19 protein-coding genes and 2 pseudogenes are annotated in these 24163 nt (G+C 70.8%); 11 read left to right on the top strand and 10 right to left on the bottom strand.

Going from position 1 to position 24163, the window contains the following annotated elements; genetic code table 11:
- Nucleotides 1-2 precede the first annotated feature (2 nt).
- The 3 genes and pseudogenes from OG352_RS10455 to OG352_RS10445 form a co-directional block, all read right to left on the bottom strand.
- Nucleotides 3-1490, bottom strand: a complete 1488-nt coding sequence (locus tag OG352_RS10455) for a glutamate synthase subunit beta (RefSeq protein ID WP_329216232.1) — start codon at nt 1488-1490, stop codon at nt 3-5.
- Between the two features lie 106 nt (nt 1491-1596).
- Nucleotides 1597-2076, bottom strand: a complete 480-nt coding sequence (locus tag OG352_RS10450; RefSeq protein WP_329216230.1) for an anthrone oxygenase family protein — start codon at nt 2074-2076, stop codon at nt 1597-1599.
- Between the two features lie 176 nt (nt 2077-2252).
- Nucleotides 2253-2933, bottom strand: a pseudogene (locus tag OG352_RS10445) (DUF2293 domain-containing protein); the annotation flags it as partial.
- A 287-nt stretch (nt 2934-3220) separates the two neighbouring features.
- Here OG352_RS10445 and OG352_RS10440 point away from each other — a divergent pair.
- Nucleotides 3221-3862, top strand: coding sequence for a uridine kinase (locus tag OG352_RS10440; RefSeq protein ID WP_329216226.1), 642 nt, complete (start codon nt 3221-3223; stop codon nt 3860-3862).
- Between the two features lie 153 nt (nt 3863-4015).
- A complete protein-coding gene (locus tag OG352_RS10435) occupies nt 4016-4450 on the top strand; it encodes a CBS domain-containing protein (protein ID WP_329216224.1) in 435 nt (144 codons plus the stop codon).
- A gap of 105 nt (nt 4451-4555) precedes the next feature.
- On the opposite strand, the gene OG352_RS10430 is transcribed toward OG352_RS10435, so the two are convergent.
- Nucleotides 4556-5683 (bottom strand): magnesium and cobalt transport protein CorA, encoded by a 1128-nt coding sequence (locus OG352_RS10430; RefSeq protein WP_329216222.1) that lies wholly within the window; start codon nt 5681-5683, stop codon nt 4556-4558.
- Nucleotides 5684-5939: 256 nt separating this feature from the next.
- On the opposite strand from OG352_RS10430, the gene OG352_RS10425 reads away from it, so the two are divergent.
- Nucleotides 5940-6734 carry a methyltransferase domain-containing protein gene (locus tag OG352_RS10425; protein WP_329216221.1) on the top strand — a complete coding sequence of 265 codons (795 nt, stop codon included), beginning with the start codon at nt 5940-5942 and terminating at the stop codon, nt 6732-6734.
- A gap of 227 nt (nt 6735-6961) precedes the next feature.
- Here OG352_RS10425 and OG352_RS10420 read toward each other — a convergent pair whose 3' ends face one another.
- The gene (locus OG352_RS10420; RefSeq protein WP_443072197.1) at nt 6962-8071 is read right to left on the bottom strand and encodes a carbohydrate kinase family protein; all 1110 of its coding nucleotides are present in this window, start codon (nt 8069-8071) and stop codon (nt 6962-6964) included.
- A complete protein-coding gene (locus OG352_RS10415; RefSeq protein WP_329223778.1) occupies nt 8068-8973 on the bottom strand; it encodes a pseudouridine-5'-phosphate glycosidase in 906 nt (301 codons plus the stop codon). The genes OG352_RS10420 and OG352_RS10415 overlap by 4 nt, the downstream gene beginning before the upstream one ends.
- A 103-nt stretch (nt 8974-9076) precedes the next feature.
- On the opposite strand from OG352_RS10415, the pseudogene OG352_RS10410 reads away from it, so the two are divergent.
- Nucleotides 9077-9181, top strand: a pseudogene (locus OG352_RS10410) (VOC family protein); the annotation flags it as partial.
- Between the two features lie 17 nt (nt 9182-9198).
- On the opposite strand, the gene OG352_RS10405 reads toward OG352_RS10410, so the two are convergent.
- From OG352_RS10405 to OG352_RS10395, 3 genes are all read right to left on the bottom strand, one after another.
- Nucleotides 9199-10566: an MFS transporter gene (locus OG352_RS10405; RefSeq protein WP_329216219.1), complete on the bottom strand. Its 1368-nt coding sequence runs from the start codon at nt 10564-10566 to the stop codon at nt 9199-9201.
- A gap of 166 nt (nt 10567-10732) precedes the next feature.
- The gene (locus tag OG352_RS10400; RefSeq protein ID WP_329216217.1) at nt 10733-11287 is read right to left on the bottom strand and encodes a methylated-DNA--[protein]-cysteine S-methyltransferase; all 555 of its coding nucleotides are present in this window, start codon (nt 11285-11287) and stop codon (nt 10733-10735) included.
- A 68-nt stretch (nt 11288-11355) separates the two neighbouring features.
- Nucleotides 11356-12231, bottom strand: coding sequence for a glycerophosphodiester phosphodiesterase (locus OG352_RS10395; RefSeq protein WP_329216215.1), 876 nt, complete (start codon nt 12229-12231; stop codon nt 11356-11358).
- A gap of 271 nt (nt 12232-12502) precedes the next feature.
- On the opposite strand from OG352_RS10395, the gene OG352_RS10390 reads away from it, so the two are divergent.
- From OG352_RS10390 to OG352_RS10360, 7 genes are all read left to right on the top strand, one after another.
- A complete protein-coding gene (locus tag OG352_RS10390; RefSeq protein ID WP_329223777.1) occupies nt 12503-13369 on the top strand; it encodes an MHYT domain-containing protein in 867 nt (288 codons plus the stop codon).
- 315 nt (nt 13370-13684) lie between these two features.
- Nucleotides 13685-15274, top strand: coding sequence for a group II intron reverse transcriptase/maturase (gene ltrA / locus OG352_RS10385; RefSeq protein WP_329216213.1), 1590 nt, complete (start codon nt 13685-13687; stop codon nt 15272-15274).
- Between the two features lie 162 nt (nt 15275-15436).
- Nucleotides 15437-17581, top strand: a complete 2145-nt coding sequence (uvrB, locus tag OG352_RS10380; protein WP_329216211.1) for an excinuclease ABC subunit UvrB — start codon at nt 15437-15439, stop codon at nt 17579-17581.
- A gap of 161 nt (nt 17582-17742) precedes the next feature.
- Nucleotides 17743-18321, top strand: coding sequence for a TerD family protein (locus tag OG352_RS10375; RefSeq protein WP_329216209.1), 579 nt, complete (start codon nt 17743-17745; stop codon nt 18319-18321).
- A gap of 52 nt (nt 18322-18373) precedes the next feature.
- Nucleotides 18374-20398, top strand: a complete 2025-nt coding sequence (locus tag OG352_RS10370) for a TerD family protein (protein ID WP_329216207.1) — start codon at nt 18374-18376, stop codon at nt 20396-20398.
- Nucleotides 20399-20621: 223 nt separating this feature from the next.
- Nucleotides 20622-21623 (top strand): TerC/Alx family metal homeostasis membrane protein, encoded by a 1002-nt coding sequence (locus OG352_RS10365; protein ID WP_329216205.1) that lies wholly within the window; start codon nt 20622-20624, stop codon nt 21621-21623.
- Nucleotides 21624-21766: 143 nt separating this feature from the next.
- Complete coding sequence (locus OG352_RS10360) at nt 21767-22867, top strand: calcium:proton antiporter (RefSeq protein WP_329216204.1); 1101 nt, start codon at nt 21767-21769, stop codon at nt 22865-22867.
- Here OG352_RS10360 and OG352_RS10355 read toward each other — a convergent pair.
- On the bottom strand, nt 22857-24137 hold the full coding sequence (locus OG352_RS10355) for an MFS transporter (RefSeq protein ID WP_329216202.1): 1281 nt from the start codon (nt 24135-24137) through the stop codon (nt 22857-22859). The two genes, OG352_RS10360 and OG352_RS10355, sit on opposite strands and share 11 nt — an antisense overlap.
- Nucleotides 24138-24163 lie beyond the last annotated feature (26 nt).

Here is a 24163-nt window from a genome sequence, read left to right as displayed (position 1 = left end):
CCCTAGACGCTCATCGGCCGGTCGTACGGCCCGATCGGCGTCGGCAGTCGTGAACTCCCCGTCAGATGACGGTCGACGGCCGCCGCCACCGCCCGCCCCTCCGCGATGGCCCACACGATCAGCGACTGGCCGCGCGCCGCGTCACCCGCGGCGAACACGCCGGGGACGTTCGTCGCGAAGCCGCCGTCCCGCGCGATCGTGCCCCGCGGGTCCAGCGTCAGCCCGAGTTGTTCGACGAGCCCGTCCTCCCGGTCGGGCCCGGAGAAGCCGAGGGCGAGCAGTACGAGGTCGGCGGGGAGCACCCGCGCGGTGCCCGCGACCGGTCTGCGCCGCTCGTCGACCTCGACGAGGTGCAGCGACCGTACGTGCCCGGTCTCGTCGCCCGCGAAGCGGAGCGTGGACGCCGCGAAGAGCCGCGCGTCCGCGTCCGCCGCCGGCGCGGACTCCAGGTCGCGCGCCTCCTCGTGCGCCGCCGAGAGCCGGTAGATCTTCGGATACGTCGGCCAGGGGTCGGCGTCCTCGTCGCGATCCGCGCCGGGCTGCGCGTAGATGTCCAACTGCGTCACGGACGCGGCACCCTCGCGCACCGCCGTGCCCAGACAGTCGGCCCCGGTGTCGCCACCGCCGACGATCACGACATGCTTTCCGGCGGCGGACATCGGGGACGTCTCCAGATCCCCCTCACCCACCCGGTTGGACAGCGGCAGATACTCCATCGCCTGCTGGATGCCGGTCAACTCCCGCCCCGGAACGTGCAGTTCACGCCACTCGGTCGCCCCGGTGGCGATCACCACGGCGTCGTAACGCGACCGTAGATCCGCGGCCATGACGTCCCGCCCGACGGTGGTCGACGTACGGAACTTCGTGCCCTCCGCCCGCATCTGCTCGATCCGCCGCTCCAGATGGTGCTTCTCCATCTTGAACGCGGGAATGCCGTACCGCATCAGCCCGCCGGGCCGGTCGTCCTTCTCGTAGACGGCGACCGTGTGCCCGGCCCGGGTCAACTGCTGCGCCGCGGCCAGCCCCGTGGGACCGGAACCGATCACCGCCACCGTCTTCCCCGACAGCCGGTCCGGCGGCCTCGGCGGTGTGAAACCGTCCGCCCAGGCCCGGTCGGCGATCGCGACCTCGACGTTCTTGATCGTGACGGCCGGCTGGTTGATGGCGAGGACGCACCCGGCCTCGCACGGCGCCGGACACAACCGGCCGGTGAACTCGGGGAAGTTGTTCGTCGCGTGCAGCCGGTCGCTCGCCGCCCGCCAGTCCTCCCGCGACACCAGGTCGTTCCACTCGGGGATCAGATTGCCGAGCGGACAGGCGTCGTGGCAGAACGGTATGCCGCAGTCCATGCAGCGGTCGGCCTGCTTGCTGACGATGGGCAGCAGCGCTCCGGGGACGTACACCTCGTCCCAGTCCCGGACCCGCTCCTCGACCGGCCGGCGCGGCCAGTCCTGGCGGGGTGTGGTCATGAATCCCTTGGGATCGGCCATGGACGTCTTCCTCGCGTACGCGTGCGACAGGCCGAGCGTCATCGGGCGGCACTCTTTCGGCCACGATACGTCCCGTCGGCCACCAGCGCAGGAGGGAACAGCGCCGTCAGACCAGGGTCAGCACGTACACGACCGCCGAGGCCGCGGACGCGACCGTGCGCACGTGGTTCCACCTCGTCCACTCACGCAGATACGTCGGCCAGTACGCGACGGCCTCCGGCGTACCCGGCTCCAGCCGCATCAGCGCCTCGTTGCGCGGCACGTTCGCCATCACGGTCACCCCGAACGTGCCGCACAGGTACAGCCCGCTGCCCAGCAGCAGGTGAACGGTTCCGTGGTCCGGCCACAACACGAACGTCACCACAGTGATCACCGCGCACAGCGCCGCGGCGCCGAGGAACAGGACCATGAACGCGGGTGTCATCGCCGATGAGTTGATCGCGTTCATCGCCGCGACGCCCTGCGTGGACGGCAACGCGGCGAGCCCCCGCATCACCAGGACCGAGAAGGCGCAGAAGACCCCGGCCATCAGCCCCGTCACCAGAGCGCCCAGCATCGCGAGCACCAGATACGGCCCCTCGATCATGACAACGTCAACTCCCACCCGTGGACCGCGGATCCTGCCGAGTACCGTCCGCCACCTCAAGTACAACCCCGCTCATGATCGATGACCATCCCCACAACAGGTGACGACACGCGAGGACCTATGGGGGGTGGGGCCCCTCCCCCTCCCCCTCCCCCTCCCCCTCCCCCCACCCTCCCCGCCCCCCACTCCCGCAGCCGTCCCTCCACCTCCGTCGCGATCCGTCGGCGCGCCTCGTGTCGTGGCATGCCGCTCATCAGCAGCCGGTCGTACGGCGTGTCCAGATGCCGTACGGACGCCACGACCGCCGAGACGACCGCGCCCTCGGACAACGCCCTCCCGGCCGCACTGCGCCCCACCCGGCCGCTGCCGCGCAACGAGGCGTGCGCCGCGATCCCACGCGCCCGGTCTCCCGGGCAGCCCGGAAACAGCCGCAGGATCTCCGCCGCGAACGTCTCCGCGAACCGCTCGTCCTGCGCCGCCCGCCGCCGCGCGTCCCTCACCCGGCGCCGCCGCCGCGCCTCGGCGTCCGCCAGACACCGTTCCTCGGCCCGCGCGAGCGCCGCCTCCTCGACGAGGACGCCCTGCCGCTCGTAACGCCCCTTGCGCCGGTTGAACCGGACCACCACCGCCGACAGCCCGCTCTCCTCCCGCGACCTGCGCGTCAGTGCCGTGTCACCGCGCGGCAGGAACACCAGGTGCCCCAGATCGGCGCAGTCGAGGCAGCGCGGCGCGGCGTCCTCCAGGACCACCATCGGCATCGGTCCGCGACGACACGCGGCGCAGTGCTTCCGCCGAAACGGCTGGACGACGACAAGCCCGGTACGGGGTGCTGGAGTTGTGAGCGATGCACGTGCCATGGGGGCTTCATTCCCCCTGGTGGACGCGGCGGCACCTGGTCAGCGGCCCATGTCCTCCTTCCTGTTCGCCGAGCTCGCCGAGCTGTACAGCGACACCCGGGTACGGTGCGGTGTCGGCACCGCGATCTCGTCCAGCACCGCCACCGTGAGGTCCGCTCATCCGGTGTCTCGAAGACGGCCCGCGCCCGGAGCGCCTGGAGTGGGACGCGTCTCCCGGATCTCCCGAAACTGCTCGCCGCCCGTAAGTCCGAGGAGTTCGAGGCGTCCGAGCCGGCGGCTGACGCATCATGGGCCGTGTGCGACTCGAAGCGATCACCTGGGAACGGCTCGGCGACCTCCTCGCCGAGCGGCTGCTCGACCTGAAGCCGGACGACGGCGGCCCCTGGCCACGCATCGCCTTCGACGGCGCCCCGGCGGCCCGTCCCGGAGACCTCGCCGAGCGCGTCGCCGAGGCCCTGCGCACCCGCGGACGTCCCTCCCGTGTCGTGGACACGCACGGCTTCCTGCGCCCCGCCTCCCTCCGCCTGGAGTACGGCCATCACGACGTGGAGGCCTATTACGACGGCTGGTTCGACACCAGTGCCCTGTGGCGCGAGGTGTTCAATCCCCTCGAACCCGGCGGCGACGGACGGATCCTGCCCGACCTCCGGGACCCCGTCACTGACCGCGCCACCCGCAGCTCCTACGTCCAACTCCCGCCCGGCGGCTTCCTGTTGCTGCATGGACCCCTCCTGTTGCGTCACTGGTTCCCCTTCGATCTGACCGTCCACGTGCTGCTCTCCTCGCCTGCCCTGCGCCGACGTACCCCCGAGGCCGACCACTGGACGCTGCCCGCCTTCGAGCGCTACGCCCAGGAGACCGAACCGGCCACCGCGGCCGACGTCCTCGTCCGCGCGGACGACCCGCGCCATCCGGCATGGGGTGGCTGAACCCCACATCGGCGAACCGCCTTTCGATGCACAAGCGGCTCCCGGGGGCCGCGCTCCGGGTGCGGGCGACCGGTGGCGCGGCGAGAATGTAGGGCGCCGGGACTAGCGGTGCCCCCTGCGCCGCGCCGGCCGTCCGGCACCGGGAGGTACTCCATGAACACCGCCGCAGAGATCATGCACCGGGGCGCCCAGTGGATCCCCGCACACGAGACCCTCGACCGCGCCGCCCAGCTCATGCGCGAGCTGAACGTCGGAGCGCTGCCCATCAGCGACGAGAACGAGCGGCTCTGCGGCATCCTCACCGACCGGGACATCGTCGTCGGCTGCGTGGCCGTGGGACACGACCCCGCCAAGATCACCGCCGGGGAGATGGCCCAGGGCACACCGCGCTGGATCGACGCGGGCGCCGACGTCGGCGAGGTGCTCCAGGAGATGCAGGACCACCAGATCCGCCGGCTGCCCGTCATCGAGAACAAGCGCCTGGTGGGCATGATCAGCGAGGCCGACCTGGCCCGGCACCTGACCGAGGACCAGATCGCCACCTGGGCCGAGAGCGTCTATGCCAGGACCGGACCCGCCCGGCACTGACAGCGCAGACCGCGGTCGCCCTGACGGGACCCGTACCCGGACCACCCGTACCCGGGGACCAGTCGAACCCGGGGATGCCCCCGTACCCGCCGCTGCCCCCGTCGCTCAGAGCCAGCCGTTGCGCCGGAAGCCCCGGTACAGGGTCCAGCAGGCGACGGATATCACGCCGATGATCAGGGGGTAGCCGAACTTCCAGTGCAGTTCCGGCATGTGGTCGAAGTTCATGCCGTACACCCCGCAGACCATCGTCGGCACGGCGATCACCGCGGCCCAGGCCGTGATCTTCCGCATGTCCTCGTTCTGCGCCACCGTGACCTGCGCCAGATGTGCCTGCAGGATCGAGTTGAGCAGTTCGTCGAAGGCGGCGATCTGTTCCGTGGCCCGCAGCAGATGGTCGGAGACGTCCCGGAAGTAGGCCTGTATCTCCGGATCGACCACCCGGACCGGCCGGTCCGCGAGGTCCAGGAGCGGGCGGCCCAGCGGCACCACCGCCCGCTTCAGTTCGAGGAGTTCACGCTTGAGCTGGTAGATGCGACCTGGGTCCGCACGTGCGCCGTTCTCCGCGAACACGTCCGTCTCGACCTGGTCGATGTCCACCTGCACGGCGTCGATGACGTTGAGGTAGTCGTCGACCACGTGGTCCGCGATCGCGTGCAGCACCGCCGACGGCCCCTTGCCGAGCTGTCCCGGATCGGACTCCAGCTCCTCGCGCAGCGGACCGAGCGAGCCGTGCCGTCCGTGCCGCACCGTGATCACGAAGTCCGGGCCGACGAACACCATGATCTCGCCGGTGTTGACCACCTCGCTCGTCGCCGTGAGTTCCTCGTGCTCGACGTAGCAGACCGTCTTGAACACCGCGAACAACGTCTCGCCGTACCGCTCGACCTTCGGCCGCTGATGCGCCTCCACGGCGTCCTCGACCGCCAGCGGATGCAGGTCGAACAGCTCGGCGATGCCCGCGAACTCCTCGTTCGTCGGTTCGTGCAGGCCGAGCCACACGAAACCGTGACCGCTCTTGCGCACCCGCTCCACCGTGTCGACCAGGTCTCCGCCGCGCAAGGTCCGGACGCCGTCCCGGTACGTCACGCAGTTCACCACCGAGGAACCCAGCGGGGACCGCGCGGGGTGACTCAGGTCGACCCGCGGGCGCCGCCGGGCCAACCGCGCCACCCTGCGCAGGCCGCCGACCCCTCCGAGGCCGGTGACCTTCCGCAGATTCCCTGCCATGGTCATCTGGGACTCCTTGCGTGAAACTCCTCGCGCCGCATTCCTGCGCCCTGGCCAGCCAGTCTGCCAGGCCCGCGCATGCGGTGGGTAAGCCTGTGGAAAGGGAACGTTCCGCTTTGTTCCCGCCTGTGGACAACGGGACTTTCGACTGCTCACGAGACCGGCGGCCGGCCTTTTCCGCTGCGGGTTCCCGGCTTCCGCGCTCCTGATCCCGGCCGCGTCGACCCCCTCCGGCACGCGGGACAACTGGGATGATCGCCGCATGACGCGATCCGACGGGTACCTCCTCGACAACCGGCAGCCCGAGGCGGGAGAACGCTTCGACGCCTTCGCCGCCCTCTTCGACGCCACGACGTTCCGCCACCTCGAAGGGCTGGGGATCGGACCCGGCTGGCGCTGCTGGGAGGCAGGCGCCGGCGGCACGTCCGTGGTGTCCTGGCTGGCGAAGAAGGTCGGCCCGACGGGCAAGGTCCTCGCGACCGACATCGACACCTCCCGGCTGGCGTCGGTCGCCCGCCCGCCGGTCGAGGTGCGCGTCCACGACCTCGGCGTGGAGGAGCCGCCGATGGAGGGCTTCGACCTGGTGCACGCCCGGCTCGTCCTGGTCCATGTGCCGGACCGGGAGCGGGCGATGCGCTCGATGGTCAAGGCCCTGCGCCCCGGCGGACGGCTCCTCATCGAGGACGCCGACCCGGCGCTTCAGCCCCTGCTCTGCCCCGACGAGCACGGGCCCGAACAGCAACTGGCGAACCGTCTGCGGCACGGCTTCCGCCAGCTCCTCGCCGGCCGGGGCGCCGATCTCTCCTACGGTCGCAAGCTCCCGCGTCTGCTCCGCGAGGCCGGGCTGCGCCGAGTCGAGGCCGACGCCTACTTCCCCGTCACCTCACCCGCCTGCGCCGCCCTGGAGTCCGCGACGGTCCGGCAGATCCGTGACGAGCTCGTCAGGGCGGGCCTCGCGACCGACGAGGAGATCGACCGCCACCTGACGAACGTCGCCACCGGCGGCATGGACCTGGCCACGGCGCCGATGATCTCGGCATGGGGCCGAAAGAACTAGGCACCCGACCGATGGGCACCCACCCCGATGCCCTCGCCGGGACCCGGCACCGAGCCCCTGCCGGCCCTCGGACACTGAGCTCCCGCCGGCCCCGTCGGCACCCCGGACCCGGGCCCCGCGCCAAACTCCCGTCGAGCCCCCCCGACGAGAAGCCCCGTCCCCTCCCCGCTTCGGAACCCCGCTTCGGAACCCCGCCCTCAGGCACCCCCAGGTACCCCCAGGCGACCTCAGCCGGCGCAGGCCGAGTCGGTCGGCGACGTCGTCCCGTCGTCCGGCGTTGGTGGTCTGGCGCCCACCCGTTGCACTGCCCGAGCGCCCGCTCGGCACCCCTCTGCCGCCGCGGCACCGGCATCGGCGCCCGCCAGGAGCGCGGCGAGGAACGCTCCCGTGAAGGCGTCGCCGGCGCCCGTGGTGTCGCGGGGGACAGCCGGAGCGGCGGGGACGCCGGTGAGCACAGTGCCGTTCCGGGCCACCAGCGCACCGTCCGCACCCTGCTTCGACACCACCAGCGGGACATGGCGGCTCAGCTCGGCCGCAGCGTCCGCCCCGTCGACCAGCCCGGTGAGCAGACAGGCCTCGTCACGGCTGGGCAGCAGGACGTCCACCCCCTCGACGAGGGACAGGAACCGGTCGACGCCCAGTTCCACCAGGAAGCCCGCCGACGCCGGATCGAGGCTCACCGGCACCCCACGCGCGCGTGCCGACGCCAACGCCGTACGCACCAGGGCCCGTCCGGACTCCGAGAACAGCAGGTATCCCGACAGGTGCAGGCGGCCGACCCCGTCCAGGAGGGTGTCCGACCAGTCCTCGGGGGCGAGCCGGAGGGCCGCGCCGCTGTCGGTGAGGAACGTCCGCTCCGCCGCGGCACCCGTGTCGACCAGGCAGATCACCGTCCCCGTGGACGCCTGCGGATCGACGACGAGCCGGGGCCGCACCCCGCAGGCGGTCAGCTCCCGTTCGTGCCAGGCCACCGACTCCGCGCCCACCCGGCCGAGAAGCCGTACGTCCGCACACCCCCAGTGCGCGGCCCAGCACGCCACGTTGGCGCCCGCGCCGCCCGGCAGGGTCCGGATCACCGAGACCGTGTCCGTCCCCGAGGCCAGCGGCCCCCGATGCCGGGCGACGACGTCCGTAACGACGTCCCCGACGACCAGCAGCGCCGCACGCCCCGAACGGGAATCCGGATCCGAAGCCGCATCGGAATCGGACGGTGGCGCCGACCCAGATCCAGATCCAGATCCAGATAGACACCCGGAATCAGACCCGGAACCGGACTCTGGCCCCTGAACAGGGCCGTCACGACCGCGGTCCGCCCCGCCCGGTCGCCCGTCGGTCATGCCTCGGCCCACGCCGCCGCGACCCGAGCCGCCAGCCGCACGTTGCCCCGCACCGCCGCCAGATTGGCGTTGAGGGACGCCCCGTCGGTGTGCCGGACCAGGTAGTCGAGCAGGAACGGCGTGACGCCCTGGCCGGTGACGCCCGCCTCCTCGCACGCGTGCAGCGCGTCGGCGAGCACGCGCGCGTGCAGCTCGGGATCCAGTTGCTCCGCCTCCGGCACCGGGTTGGCGACGATGAGCGCCGACTCCACCGGCCCGAGCGCGTCCTGGGCCCGCATCACCTCGGACACCTGCTGCGGGGTCTCCAGCGTCCAGTCGACCGGATGGCCCGAGTCGGACAGGTAGAACCCGGGGAAGCGGTCGGTGCCGTACCCGGCGACGGCGACGCCCAGCGTCTCCAGCCGCTGCAGGGTCGCCGGCACGTCCAGGATCGACTTCACCCCCGCGCACACCACCGTGATCCGAGTGCTCGCCAGCAGCCCCAGATCGGCCGACTCGTCCTGGGTGAGCGTCCACTCCCGGTGCACCCCGCCCAGTCCGCCCGTCGCGAACACCCGCACGCCCGCCAGCGCCGCCAGCAGCGCCGTCGCCGACACCGTGGTCGCCCCGCTCGCCCCGGAGGCCACCGCGAGCGGCAGGTCGCGATGACCCAGCTTGCGGAACCCGTCCTCGTTGGCGACCCGCTCCAGTTGCTCCTTGTCCAGGCCCACGTGCGGCCGCCCGTCCAGCACCGCGATCGTCGCCGGTACGGCGCCCTCCGCGCGTACGACCGCCTCCAGCTCCAGCGCCACCCGCAGGTTGCGCGGGCGGGGCAGCCCGTGGGAGATGATCGTGGACTCCAGGGCCACCACGGGTCGACGCGCGTCGATCGCGTCCCGCACCTCATCCGACACCATCAGCACCACGCGCCTGCCTCCTGTCCGTCGTCTCTCCCCTCATCTCTGGCGGGCGGCACGTCCGGTCAAACCCTTGCGTCCTGTGGGGGACGACACCGGCCTGGGACGCATGACGGACCACTCGACACGCCTCGACCACGTCGTCCTCCGGGTGCGTGACCCGATCGCCGCCGTCGACTCCTACGCGAAGGCCGGCGGCCTGGAGCCTGTCCGGCCTCGCACGGCTCGGCACTACGACTGAGCCAGCCCCGTCGCACTCTCACCGGCCGTCCCAGACCTGCCCCCCTTCCCGTCACCCTCCCCTTCCGGCTCCGCCTCTCCCTCCCCGTTCCTGTTCCTGTTCCTGTTCCAGGTGAACAGCACCAGGGCGGCCAGCGGGACGAGCAGAATCGCCGCGGCGGCGTTGAGCCACGCGTAGCTCGCCCGTGCGACCACGAGCCCGGCGATCGCCCCGCCGACCCCCGCCGAGGTGTTCATGGTGAGGTCCGAGAGCCCCTGGGCGGCGGCCCGCGCGGACTGCGGGACCGCGTCCGTGAGCAGCGCGGAACCGGACACGAGCCCGGCCGACCAGCCCAGGCCGAGCACGAAGAGCCCGGCGGCCGTCTGCCCGTGGCTGTCGCCGGCCGTCCCCGCCAGAAACAGCGCAAGGGCGATCAGCCCGGCCGCGAGCCCTGTAACCGAGAGCCGGCCCACCCGGTCCGCCAGCCGGCCCATCAGCGGCGCGAACGCGTACATGCCCGCGATGTGCCCGCTGATGACCAGCCCGATGAGATCGATGCCCGCGCCATGGTGGGTGAGGGCGAGCGGGGTCATCGCCATGACCGAGACCATCGCCGTGTGCGACACGGCCACCGTCAGGAGCGCGAGCCGCGCGCGGGGCGAAGCGGCGACGGCCGTCAGACCGGCCCGCAGGGAACGGGCTCCGGGGGACCGATCCTCCTCCGGTGCGAGAGCGCGGGCCGTCAGCAGCGGGTCGGGGCGCAGCAGCACGGCCACCACGACCGCCGATATGACGAAGATCCCGGCCGCCCACAGGAAGGGGCCCGCCGCCTCGGGTATCCCGAGCCCGGCGACACTCCGGCCGGCGGGCGCGGCGATGTTCGGGCCGAGGACCGCGCCGATGGTCGTCGCCCATACGACGTTGGAGATGGCCCGGGCCCGCCCGTGCGGCTCGGCCAGGTCGGCGGCGGCGAACCGCGCCTGCAGGTTCGCCGAGGAGGCCGCGCCGAAAGCGGCCATGCCGCACAGCAGCAACGGGAAGCTCCCAGCCCGCGCCGCCACCACGACGACCCCGGCCCCCAGCGCGCCCACCAGATAGGCCAGCACCAGCCCGGGCCGCCGCCCGCGCGCGGTCATCAGCGCGGCCATCGGTATCGACAGCACGGCGGTGCCGGCAACGGTCGCGGTGGGCGCGAGCCCGGACAGTGCCTCGCTGCCGCTGACCTGCCGGGCCAGTACGGCGGCCAGCGCGATGCCGGTGGCGACACCGAGCCCACCGAGGATCTGGCTCGTGACCAGCACCGCGGTCGTACGGCGCCGCAGGGCGGGCAGCAGCTCGGCATCGAAGGGCGCCACGGCGGCGCGCTCTACGGCGGTCACAGCCCGCGCCCGATCACGGCGCGGCCGTACTGATGTGTGAGAAGTGTGGTCACCGGCGCAGTCTCCCCCCTGCCGTCCGCCCAGCCCAGACCTCGGAATGCCTCGGAACGCCTCGTAACACCTGGGAAGGCCTGGGAAGGCCTCGGAACGGCCTTCCAAGCGGCCCTCAGAACAGCGGCTCGGGCAGGACTCCCTCCAGCGCGAGCAGCTTCCGCTTGGTCTCCAGGCCGCCGCCGAACCCGCCGATGCCGCCGTCGCTCTCCACGACCCGGTGGCAGGGCACCACGATCGGCAGGGGATTGGAACCCATCGCCACCCCCACCGCCTGCGCCGCCCCCGGCTGCCCCACCCGCTTGGCCAGATCGCCGTAGCCGACGACCGCCCCGTACGGGACGCCGGAGGCGAGTTCGCGCAGCACCTGCCGGTTGAAGCCCGCGATCAGGGACCAGTCCAACGGGAGCTCGAAGGCGCGCCGCTCACCCGCGAAGTAGGCCTCGACCTGCCGTATCGCCTCGGCCAGCAGCGGCGAGCCGGGCGCCTCGACGGGCTCCGTGCCCAGCCGGCCCGCCAGCCGGTCGAGCGCCTTGGCCCGCACCGCGTCGGTGGCGTGGAACACGACGTTGAGCAGACCCTCGCGGGTCGCGGCCAGCAACAACGGACCGATGTCGGTACCGACGACGGTCCACACGACCTGCTGCTCGTACTGCCCGTGGCTGTCCATGCGCCCACCGTACGACCTGCCACTGACAACGCCCCGGGACCGCCGGACGACGCCGGTACCGGCCGCCGTCAGTACCAGTACAAGGCCCGCCGCACCACGTCGGGCTTGTTCGTGATGACGCCGTCGACGCCGTACCCGGCGACGGTCCGGGCGGTCGCGGCGTCGTCGACGGTCCAGGCGAAGACCTCCATCGGCCTGCCGTGCGCTCCGGTCAGCGCGTGCACGGCGGAGACGTACTTCTGGGAGAGGGAGGCGTGCGACGGGTTGATCAGGTCGGCGAAGCCCGAGTACCGGGGCAGGTCCGCGACGGCAGGCATACCGAGCAGGCCGGTCCGCACCGCCGGCTTCAACTCGTGGACGGTACGCAGGCTGTCGGCGCTGAAGCTCTGCACGATCAGCCGGTTGGCGAGGTGCCGCTGGTCCAGCCAGCCCTCGTTGCCCAGCAGCTTGAGGGTCAGCTGCTCGATCCCCGGATACAGCTCGGGGTTCTTGACCTCCAGGAGCAGCTTCTGGTGGTTGTGCTCGACCCGGTCGACGTACTGCTTCAGCGTCGGCACGCGCGCGCCCGCGTGCGCGGCGCCGAACCAGCTTCCCGCGTCGAGCCGAGCGATCTCGGCCGCGGTGAAGTCCTTCACCTTCCAGGGCGCACGGCCGGGAAACACCTCCTCGGCGTCGGTCGTACGGCGGAGACTGTCGTCGTGGATCACCACGAGCTCGCCGTCCCTGGTGCGCTGGACGTCGTTCTCCACCCATAGCATGCCCAGCGACGCGGCCTCGTCGACGGCGTCCAGGGTGTTCTCGGGGGCGTAGGCGGAGGCGCCCCGGTGGGCGATCACCGATGGCCGGGAGGCGATGCCCGCCCGGGCGTCGTGGACGGGGAGCAGAAGGGCGACGGTGCCCAGGACCGCGGCGGCGGTCGTGGCGGCAACTACGCGCGCGTGCATGCGCACTCCTCGCATCGGGCGATCACGTACAGCTCAACTCTGACAGCAGAAGAGTGACGGCGGGGGAGTGTGGGACGGCCACAGAAGGAAAGGAGACGCCCGAGGCCGCTCACCGGTGCCGCACATGTGGGGTAAGGGCGTGTTTCTTTGCCGGAAAATCGTTCGACCATTCCGGTGGGGGTCATACTCTCTCTCAGCCTTGACCGCGCTCAGCGGTCCTGGGAGGGGCGTGTTCAGGGAAATCCAGCAACAGGGCGAAGGGCAACCGCGCATGCACGGCACGGTCGACGGTTTCAGCTACGGACTCGTCACCCCGCTGGTGGCCTACTTCATGGCCTGCCTCGGCGGTGCCCTCGGTCTGCGCTGCACCACCAGAGCCCTGCTGGTCGCCCACTCCTGGCGCCCCGGATGGCTCGCCCTCGGCTCGGCGGCGATCGGCTCGGGCATCTGGACCATGCACTTCATCGCGATGATCGGCTTCACGGTCGAGGGCGCCCCGATCCACTACGACAAGGCGATCACCTACGCCAGCCTGGGCGTCGCCATCGTCATGGTGGGCGTCGGGATCTTCATCGTCGGCTACAAGGGCGCGACCGGGACCGCGCTGTTCACCGGGGGAACCCTCACCGGCCTGGGCATCGCGTCGATGCACTACCTGGGCATGGCCGGGATGCGCTTCAACGGCAACCTCGAGTACAACACGCTCACCGTGGCCACCTCCGTCGCCATAGCGATGGCCGCCGCCACCGCCGCCCTGTGGGCCGCGGGGCAGGTCAGGGGCTTCCTGTGGAGCGTGGGCGCCAGCCTCGTCATGGGGCTGGCCGTCACCGGCATGCACTACACCGGCATGGTCGCTCTCAGCGTCCATCTGCACGGCACCGGGGCCCCGGCCACGGGCGACTCGGCCGCCTCCCTCCTCGCGCCGATGCTGATCGGGCCCCTGGCCTTCCTCTGCCTCGCGGGCGTCGTCGTGGTGTTCGACCCGCTGATGGTCATGGGCAAGCCCGCCTGGACCCCCGCCGAGCACAAACCCGGCGTCCCGGCGCACCCGCCGGTCCCGCACCCCTCGCGCCGCGCCCAGCTCCGCGGCCGCCGGAAGGTGGCGTACCGCGAGTCCCGCACCCCGCAGAACCGCTGAGTCCCCCACCGCGAACCCCCGGGCCTGCGGCCGCGAAACCCCTGATCGGGCGGCGTTGTCAGTGGGGGGTCGTACGGTGGATGGCATGGTGCGTCCTGAAAGCTGGTCCAGGCTCAGGGGTGGAAGTCCCGTCCGGGTAGACACCGGAGTGCCCGGTAGCAGGTCCCGGTCCGTCGCGGAGACGCGGCGGGCTGAGCGGGATGTCAAGAGCCTCTTTGGAGGGAGCAAGCACGCGGGCCGTAGCGTGAAGCGAACCCTGCAGCCTCGTCACACCGGCAGCGAAGAAGCCGAGCCCGTCATGTCAGGGCGAAGGCCATGTCCTGGGGGCCCTGTTCCGGGGTCAGCCTCCAGGGTTCTTCCGGGGTAGAGGGGGCGGCACGTGTGCACAGTCTGGGCCGGAACAGGAGAGACCCGTCTGACCACGCCTGGCATCAGGCAAGAGACCGGACGTATAAGCCGATGGTGAAAACGTCCGGAGGGCAGCGGGAGTCCGAGAGGGTCGTAGTACCGCTGATCGGCGTGCAACATAACGCGCCGGGAGGGAAGGGCCCTCACTTTGATCACGTCTGTAGCGAAGGTAAGTGCGAGGGCATGACCGGGGCGACCCGGTCCAATTACTCCGACGGGCAACAGCCTGTCGTAGTGGACGGACATGCGTCCGTCTCGAAAGTGCGAAAACTTCAACGCGGACTATGGGCTGCGGCCAAGCAGTCTCCGGAACGGCGTTTCCATGCCCTTTACGACCGTATCCACAGAGGTGATGTGCTGTGGGAGGCGTGGGAACGGGTCCGGGCCAACAGAGGAAGTGCTGGGGTGGATCGGGTCACCCTGGTATTCGTGGAGAAGGAATACGGAGTCGGGCGGATGCTCGGTGAACTCCAGGTTTCTCTGCGTGCAGGCACGTATCGTCCCGCGCCCGCCAGGCGTGTGGATATTCCGAAACCGCAAGGCGGTGTGAGGCCGCTAGGAATTCCTGCTGTCCGCGACAGGGTTGCCCAGCAGGCGGCAAAGATTGTTTTGGAGCCGGTGTTCGAGGCGGGATTCTCCCCGTGCTCGTACGGATTCCGTCCGAAACGGTCGGCGACGCAGGCGGTGGAGCGGCTGCGAGTCGGCTTCTCCAAGGGGTGTCACTTTGTTGTCGAATTCGATATCCGGAGCTTCTTCGACGAGATCGACCATGGTCGGCTGCTTGCCGAAGTGGGTCGCCGGGTGTCGGACCGCAGGGTCCTCAAGCTGGTTCGCCTGTGGTTGCAAGCGGGTGTGATGGTGGACGGTGAGGTCCGGCGGACGGTTGCCGGGACGCCTCAAGGCGGGGTGATCTCGCCTCTGCTGGCCAACATCTACCTGCACGTTCTGGACACCGAGCTGATGCAGCGGGGAGTAGGTGAGCTCGTGCGGTACGCCGACGACGGAGTCGTCCTGTGTCGTTCGGCTCGCCAGGCCAGAGCTGCTCTGGAGGCGGTCGGGGAAATTCTCCGACCGCTGGGGCTGCAACTGCACCCGGACAAGACGAAAGTAGTTGACCTCAGAGAGGGCCGGGAAGGACTCGACTTCCTCGGCTGCCACTTCCGGGCTCGCTTCTCTGGCAGGGTGTGGGAGAAATACGGCAAGGTCCGCTTCTGCCTGCATCGCTGGCCATCGCAAGCAGCAATGAAGAGACTCCGGGACAAGGTCCGAGAACGGACTGACCGCCGCCGGTCGGGAAGGGATATCCGTGATGTGATCGCGGATCTGAATCCAATCCTGCGCGGCTGGGGGAACTACTTCCGAACCGGGAACGCCGCTGGGAAGTTCCGAACTGTTGACGACTACGTAGTGTGGCGGCTCCGCAGACTGATGGTCAAGAAACGCGGACGAAACTTGCGTACAGGGCAGCATTTGGACTTGGACCGAGGAATGGTTTAGCGGGCACGGCCTGTATCAACTGCGCGGCACGATTCGTTATCCAAAGACTGCGTAACCATGTCAAGAAGATCACCGGTAAGCCGTGTGCGGGAAAACCGCACGCACGGATTGAAAGGGGACGAAGGAAACGGACTCGTAAGAGCACCGCGCCTTCAACTACCAATGCGGCCCGTTTCCCACATCGAACGCACGGTGGCGCCTTTCGAGGTCGTCAGCCCCTACCAGCCCAGCGGCGACCAGCCGGCGGCCATCGCCGAGCTGTCCCGGCGCATCCAGGCAGGTGAGAAGGACGTCGTCCTGCTCGGCGCGACCGGCACCGGAAAGTCCGCGACCACCGCGTGGATGATCGAGAAGCTCCAGCGCCCCACCCTGGTGATGGCACCGAACAAGACCCTGGCCGCCCAACTGGCGAACGAGTTCCGCGAACTGCTGCCGAACAACGCGGTCGAATACTTCGTCTCCTACTACGACTACTACCAGCCCGAGGCGTACGTCCCGCAGTCGGACACCTACATCGAGAAGGACTCCTCGATCAACGAGGAGGTCGAGCGCCTGCGCCACTCCGCGACCAACTCGCTGCTCACCCGCCGGGACGTCATCGTGGTCGCCTCGGTCTCCTGCATCTACGGCCTCGGTACTCCACAGGAGTACGTGGACCGGATGGTCCCCCTCAGAGTCGGCGACGAACTCGACCGGGACCAGTTGCTGCGCCGCTTCGTCGACATCCAGTACACGCGCAACGACCTGGCGTTCACCCGAGGCACCTTCCGGGTGCGCGGCGACACCATCGAGATCTTCCCGGTCTACGAGGAACTCGCCGTCCGCATCGAGATGTTCGGCGACGAGATCGAGGCCCTCTCCACACTCCACCCGCTCACCGGCGAGATCATCAGCGACGACGAGTACCTGTACATCTTCCCGGCCACCCACTACGTCGCGGGCCCCGAGCGCCTGGAGCGGGCGGCCAACGACATCGAGAAGGAGCTGGGCGAGCGCCTGTCCGAGCTGGAGAAGCAGAGCAAGCTCCTGGAGGCCCAGCGGCTGCGGATGCGTACCACGTACGACCTCGAGATGCTCCGCCAGATCGGCTCCTGCTCCGGCGTGGAGAACTACTCGATGCACTTCGACGGCCGCTTGCCCGGCTCCCCGCCGAACACCCTGCTCGACTACTTCCCGGACGACTTCCTGCTCGTCATCGACGAGTCCCACAACACCGTCCCGCAGATCGGCGCCATGTACGAGGGCGACGCCTCCCGCAAGCGCACCCTCGTCGACCACGGCTTCCGGCTGCCCTCCGCGCTCGACAACCGCCCCCTGAAGTGGGAGGAGTTCCAGGTGCGCGTCGGGCAGACCGTCTACCTGTCGGCGACGCCCGGCAAGTACGAACTCTCGCGCGGGGACGGCGTCGTGGAGCAGATCATCCGCCCCACCGGCCTCATCGACCCGGAGGTCGTCGTCAAGCCCACCGAGGGGCAGATCGACGACCTGGTGCACGAGATCCGGGAGCGCGTCGAGAAGGACGAACGCGTCCTGGTCACCACGCTCACCAAGAAGATGGCCGAGGACCTCACCGACTACTTCCTGGAACTCGGCATCCAGGTGCGCTACCTGCACAGCGACGTCGACACGCTGCGCCGCATCGAGCTGCTGCGCGAGCTGCGCTCCGGCGAGTTCGACGTCCTGGTCGGCATCAACCTGCTGCGTGAGGGCCTCGACCTGCCCGAGGTGTCCCTGGTGGCGATCCTCGACGCCGACAAGGAGGGCTTCCTGCGCTCCGGCACCTCGCTGATCCAGACCATCGGCCGCGCGGCGCGCAACGTCTCCGGCCAGGTCCACATGTACGCCGACAAGATCACCCCGTCGATGGAGCGGGCCATCGAGGAGACCAACCGCCGCCGGGAGAAGCAGGTCGCCTACAACACGGCGAAGGGCATCGACCCGCAGCCGCTCCGCAAGAAGATCAACGACATCGTCGCGCAGATCGCCCGCGAGGAGGTCGACACGGAGCAGTTGCTCGGCTCCGGCTACCGCGCGAAGAAGGACGGGCGGGGCACCAAGGCCCCGGTGCCCTCCCTCGGCGACAAGGCGGCCAAGGGCGCGAAGTCCAAGGCGGCCAAGGGCAAGGCCAAGGAGACGGTGCCGACCGACCGTCCCGCAGCCGAACTCGCCGGACAGATCGAGGAGATGACGGAACGCATGCGGGCCGCCGCGGCGGACCTCCAGTTCGAGGTCGCCGCCCGGATCCGCGACGAGGTCTCCGAGATGAAGAAGGAACTGCGCCAGATGAGGGAGGCGGGTCTGGCCTGACGGACCCGTGTGGTGGCTGTGCCCGGGCCGCGCACGTGCTGTGTTGCAAGACCGACACAAAGTGCGGGCCTGGGTGGGGCATTGTCAGTGCCTTTGCGTAGGGTTTCCGTCAACCGCGGGGTCCGCGGCAACAGGGGACAGTCCGAGAGGGGAATCAGCGCGTGACCGTCAACATGACCAAGGGTCAGGCCATCAGTCTGCAGAAGAGCGACGGGGGCAGCCTGACCGCGGTGCGCATGGGTCTCGGCTGGCAGGCGGCCCCGCGGCGCGGCCTGTTCGGCTCCCGGACCCGGGAGATCGACCTCGACGCCTCCGCCGTTCTGTTCGCGGACAAGCAGCCGGTCGACGTCGTCTTCTTCCGCCACCTGGTGAGCGACGACGGCTCGGTCCGTCACACCGGTGACAACCTCGTCGGCGGTGTCGGCCAGGGCGGCGACGACGAGGCGATCCTCGTCGACCTCGCGCGCGTGCCGGTCCACATCGACCAGATCATCTTCACCGTGAACTCCTTCACCGGCCAGACGTTCCAGGAAGTGCAGAACGCGTTCTGCCGTCTGGTCGACGAGACCAACGGCCAGGAGCTCGCGCGCTACACGCTCGCCGGCGGCGGCGCCTACACGGCCCAGATCATGGCGAAGGTGCACCGCGTGGGCGCGGGCTGGAACATGACGGCCCTGGGCTCGCCGGCCAACGGCCGTACCTTCCAGGACCTGATGCCCGCCATCCTGCCCGCGCTGTAGACGGCGAGCGGCACCCGACGACACCACACGCGACGCAGGGGGACGACAGGCGATGACGGCCGAGCTGGTGCGGGGGCAGAACCACCCGCTCTCCCAGGTCCGGCTCGAGATCCGGGTCTCGGCCGGCCGGCCGGTGGTGGCGGCGGCCACGCTCGGCGACGAGAACGGCAAGGTCCACGGCGTCGAATGGGTCGCCCACCCGGGCGTGCCCACGCTGCCCGGCCTGGAGGTCTCCCGGCAGGCGGCCGCCGACCACCGCCTCGCGGTGGACCTCGACGCGATGCCGGCCGCCGTGCACCGGATCGCCGTCCTGCTCGCGCTGCCCACGGGCGCCGGGGGACCGGGCAGCTTCGGCTCCGTCGCGGCCCCCTTCGTCGCGGTCACCGGGCTCGACGGCACCGAGGTCGCCACCTACACCCTCACCGGCCTGGAGGCGGAGTCGGCGGTCGTCGCACTGGAGCTGTACCGGCGACAGGGCGCCTGGAAGGTGCGCGCCGTCGGCCAGGGCTACGCGGGCGGCCTCGCCGAACTCCTCACCGACCAGGGCCTGCCACAGGCGCACCGGCTCGCGGCCGGTATCCACGACGCCGTCGCGCAGGGCCTGGCCCGCTCGGTGCCGGCTCCGCCGCCGCGGGCCGACGGCGACCGCTCCCGGCAGGCGGCCACGTCCGCGCTCGGCCCGGACCAGAGCGGCTCACCGTACGGCCCGCAGCAAGGCGCCCAGGGCGCCACCGGCCCGTACGGCCCGGCCCAGGACGCGCAGGCCCCCTCGGGGCCGGGAACCGGCCACCCGGCGGGAAGTACGCCGACGGACCCCGCGGCCATCCGGTCGACGTCGCCCGCGGCGCCCGCCACCGGCGGTCCGATCGACTACAGCCACCCGCGCCGGCAGAACGCGGCGCCGCCCCCGCCGCCGCCCACCGCGCCCCCGGCCCAGCCCGGGCAGCCCGCCCGTCCGGTGGCGGGTGACGCGACCGGCTGGTCCATGGAGGAGCGGCTCTACAACCAGGTCTGGGGCATGTTCGAGGACCTGGCCCGCAGCACCGCCGCGTTCCGCAGCGCCGTCGACTTCGCCGACGCGCGGATGGACAAGGAGCTCGACCAGGTCCTGTCCGACCCACGCAACAGGATCGGCGGCCAGGGCGACGCCGCCCGCGAGGCGGCGCAGGCCAAACACGCCCAGCTCGTCGACCAGGCCAGAGAGGCCCTGGACCGGGATCTCGTCCAGCTCGGTGCCGAGGCCGACGTCGTCGAACCCGCGCTGCCCGCCGCGTACGCGCGCTGGGACAGCCCCGTCTGGCATGCCTACCGCGTCCCCATGGAGATGCCCATGGCCCTGCGCCTGGGCGACCTCCACCTGCCCGAGAGCGACCCGCTGCGCATCCCGATGCTGGTGCGGCTGCCGCTCGAACGCGGCCTGTGGATCGACAGCGGGACGACGGCCTCGTCCGGGTCGTTCGCCGACTCCCACGAACTGCGGCGCCTGGCCGTGGAGTCGGCCGTGGCGCACATCGCCCGGCTGCTGGCGGTGCATCCGGCGGGCGAGTTCACCGTGCACGTCGTCGACCCGGCCGGTTCGGGCGCCCGGGAACTGGCCCCGCTGGTGCGGACCGGGGTGCTCGCGGCCCCGCCCGCGGCCGGCGCGGCCGGCGTCGCGGCGATCCTGGGCCGGCTCACCGAGCGCGTCGATCTGGTGCACATGGCGGTGCGCGGCGGCGCGGCCGACTCGCTCCCGCCCGGCTTCGACACCTCCCAGCAGCTCCTGGTCGTCAACGACTTCCCGCACGGCTTCGACGACCGCGCCGTGACCCAACTGCGCTACCTCGCGGACGAGGGCCCGGCCGTCGGCGTCCATCTCATGATGGTCGCCGACCGGGAGGACGCCGACGATTACGGTCCGTTGCTGGACCCGCTGTGGCGCGGGCTGCTGCGGCTGACGCCGGTGCCCGAGGACCACCTCGCCGACCCCTGGGTGGGGCACGCCTGGACGTACGAACCGGCCCTCGTGCCGCCCGGCAGCCGGGTGCTCCAGCAGGTCCTCGCCCAGGTGGCGACAGCTCGCACCAAGTACACGTAAAGAAGCCCTGACCTGGGGACTTGGCACTTCTTTTGCCAATCGCTTTACCTTTTCTTGGTGATTGGGGTACTGTTTTCCCTACGGAGGGGAGTACTCCCTGCTGCGGCGTACCCGTCAATACGGATCAGGAATGATCCCGGGGCGCCGGCCCGTTCTGGGTGGAAGAGACCTCCGGCAGCGCGACGACGCTGATTACCTGCCGTTACGTACTGCTGGAGGCGCAGTGGATGTTTCCGTGGCCCTATGGGTCCTGACCATCGTGGGCCTGGCGGCCCTCATCGGGGTCGACTTCTTCATCGGCCGCAAACCGCACGACGTGTCGATCAAGGAAGCCGGAATCTGGACGGTCGTCTGGATCGCCCTGGCCGGGCTCTTCGGACTCGGGCTGCTGCTCTTCAGCGGCGGTCAGCCCGCCGGCGAGTTCTTCGCGGGCTTCATCACCGAGAAGTCGCTGAGTGTCGACAACCTGTTCGTCTTCGTCCTGATCATGGCGAAGTTCGCGGTCCCGTCGCAGTACCAGCAGCGGGTCCTGCTCGTCGGCGTCCTCATAGCCCTGGTGCTGCGGGCGATCTTCATCGCCGTGGGCGCCGCGATCCTCGCCAGCTTCGCGTGGGTGTTCTACATCTTCGGCGCCTTCCTGATCTGGACCGCCTGGAAGCTCATCCAGGAGGCCCGGGCCGACGAGGAGGACGAGGAGTTCGAGGAGAACAAGCTGCTGCAGGCGGTGGAGAAGCGCTTCGGTGTCGCCGACCGCTACCACGGCACGAAGCTGTGGATCGAGGAGAACGGTAAGCGGGTCATGACCCCGATGCTGGTCGTGATGCTCGCGATCGGTACGACCGACGTGCTCTTCGCGCTCGACTCGATCCCCGCGATCTTCGGCCTGACGCAGGACCCGTACATCGTCTTCACCGCCAACGCGTTCGCGCTGATGGGCCTCAGGCAGCTGTACTTCCTCATCGGCGGCCTCCTGAAGAAGCTGGTCCACCTCAGCTACGGCCTGTCGGTCATCCTGGGCTTCATCGGCGTGAAGCTGGTGCTGCACGCGCTGCACGAGTCCGGGGTCCACGTCCCCGAGATCAGCATCCCGGTCTCGCTCGGCGTCATCTGCTCCGTCCTGATCATCACCACGATCACCAGCCTGCGCGCCTCGAAGAAGCAGGCGGCGGCCGAGGCGGCGCAGACGGCGAGCGAAGGCGCTCCGAAAGACAGCATCGGCGCCTGACCACGCACGACGCAGGAACAACCACCCCCGGGAGCGGTGCACGGCACATGGCCGGGCACCGCTCCCGGCGCATCCTCGCCCCTCGTCGCGTGGGCCCTACAGGCCGGAGTGCGAAGGCCCTGCGGCTCTGCGACGATCGCTGCATGATCGCTCGGCTCAGGTCGGTCACGACCCGGTGGACGTCCCTCGTGCCGGCACTGGCGGTCGTCCTGCTGGCCCTGACCTGGGGGCGCGATCTGCCCGGCGCGGGCGTCGCGCTGGTGACCCTGGTCCTCGCCGGAGCCGTCCTGGCCGCCGTGCACCACGCGGAGGTCGTCGCCCACCGAGTCGGCGAACCCTTCGGCTCCCTCGTCCTCGCGGTCGCCGTGACGATCATCGAGGTCGCCCTGATCGTCACGCTCATGGCGGACGGCGGCGAGAAGAGCTCGACGCTGGCCAGGGACACGGTCTTCGCGGCCGTGATGATCACTTGCAACGGCATCGTCGGCCTGTGCCTCCTGGTCGCCTCCCTGCGCCACGGCACGGCGGTCTTCAACCCGGAGGGCACCGGAGCCGCCCTGGCCACCGTCGCGACCCTGGCCACGCTCAGCCTCGTCCTGCCGACGTTCACCACCAGCAGACCGGGCCCGGAGTTCTCCGGCGTCCAGCTCACCTTCGCCGCACTGTCCTCGCTGGTCCTCTACGGCCTGTTCGTGGCCACGCAGACCATCCGGCACCGCGACTACTTCCTGCCGGTCACCCGGCAGGGAGACGTGATCACCGCGGACGACCACGCCGGCGCCCCGACCTCCCGGACCGCCCTGATCAGTCTCGGGCTGCTCGGCCTGGCCCTGATCGGCGTCGTGGGCCTCGCCAAAGGGGTCTCGCCCACGATCGAGTCCGCAGTCGAGGCCGCCGGACTGCCCCACGCCGTCGTCGGTGTGATCATCGCCCTGCTCGTGCTGCTCCCCGAGACCATCGCCGCGCTGCGCTCCGCCCGCCGCGACCGGGTACAGACCAGCCTCAACCTCGCGTTCGGCTCCGCGATCGCCAGCATCGGCCTCACCATCCCCGCGGTCGCCCTGGCCTCCGTCTGGCTCTCCGGGCCGCTCGTCCTCGGCCTCGGCGCCACCCACATGGTGCTGCTCGCGCTGACCGTCGCGGTCAGCTCGCTGACGGTCGTCCCGGGCCGGGCCACACCCCTGCAGGGCGGCGTCCACCTCGTACTGTTCGCGGCGTACCTGGAACTGGCGATCAATCCGTAGCCGGCTGCGGCTGCATCGCGGACGACGCCAGCACCGGCCGGGTCTCCGGCAGCAGGGCGAAGCAGCCCAGACTGAGCAGCGCGATCCCCGTCAGATACGCGCCCACACCCCACGGCACCCGCCCCGAGTGCTCCGCGAGTGCCGTCGCCACGACCGGGGTGAGCGCGCCCCCGAGGACACCGCCGAGATTGTAACCGACCGCCGCACCGGTACAGCGCACGCGCGGCGCGTACAGCTCCGGCAGATACGCCGCGATCACCGCGAACATCGTCACGAACGCGACCAGCGCCCCCAGGAACCCGACGAACATCGGCAGCGGCTCGCCGGTCGCGAGCAGGGCGACCATCGGGAACATCCACAGCGCGGCCGCCGCGCATCCGGCGAGGCACAACGGCCGCCGGCCGAAGCGGTCGCCGAGCAGCGCCATCACGGGCGTCAGCGCCCCCTTTACCACCACGGCGGCCATGATGCAGGTCAGCATGACGGGACGGCTCACGCCGAGCCGCTCCGTCGCGTACGCCAGGGACCAGGTCGTCACGGCGTAGAAGATCGCGTACCCGACGGCGAGCGCGCCGGCGGTCAGCAGGACGAGCCGCCAGTGGTCGCGGACGACCTCGACGAGCGGCACGCGCGCGTGGTCGTCGATCTCCAGGAACCGCGGGCTCTCGGGCAGCGACGACCTGAGCCACAACCCGAGCACGGCCAGTACCCCGGCCGCCCAGAACGGCACTCGCCACCCCCACCGCGCGAACTGCGCCTCGGTCAGCGTCGCCGACAGGGCCAGCGCCACCCCGTTGGCGAGCACGAAGCCCACCGCGGGCCCGACCTGCGGAAAGCTCGACCACAGCGCGCGCCGCCCGGCAGGCGCGTGCTCCGCGGTCAGCAGCACCGCTCCGCCCCACTCCCCGCCGAGCCCGAGCCCCTGCAGGAAACGCAGGACGAGCAGCAGCAGGGGCGCGGCCACCCCGATCGAGTCGTACGTCGGCACACAGCCGACCGCGACCGTCGAGGCGCCGGTCAGCAGCAGGGAGGCGACGAGGACGGGCCGGCGTCCGCGCCGGTCCCCGATGTGCCCGAACAGCACCGATCCCAGCGGCCGGGCCACGAACCCCACGCCGAACGTCGCGAACGCGGCCAGCGTCCCCGCCAGCGGCGAGAACGTGGGGAAGAACAGCGGCCCCAGGACCAGCGCGGCCGCGGTCCCGTAGACGAAGAAGTCGTAGAACTCGATGGCCGTCCCGGCGAGCGAGGCGGCCGCGAGCCGTGGCATGGAGGGCGCCTTCACGGTGCGTACGT

Source organism: Streptomyces sp. NBC_01485 (genome assembly GCF_036227125.1).
Lineage (GTDB): Bacteria > Actinomycetota > Actinomycetes > Streptomycetales > Streptomycetaceae > Streptomyces.
The sequence above is the reverse complement of the archived record's forward strand: the minus strand, read 5'-3'. Positions and strand labels throughout refer to the sequence as shown.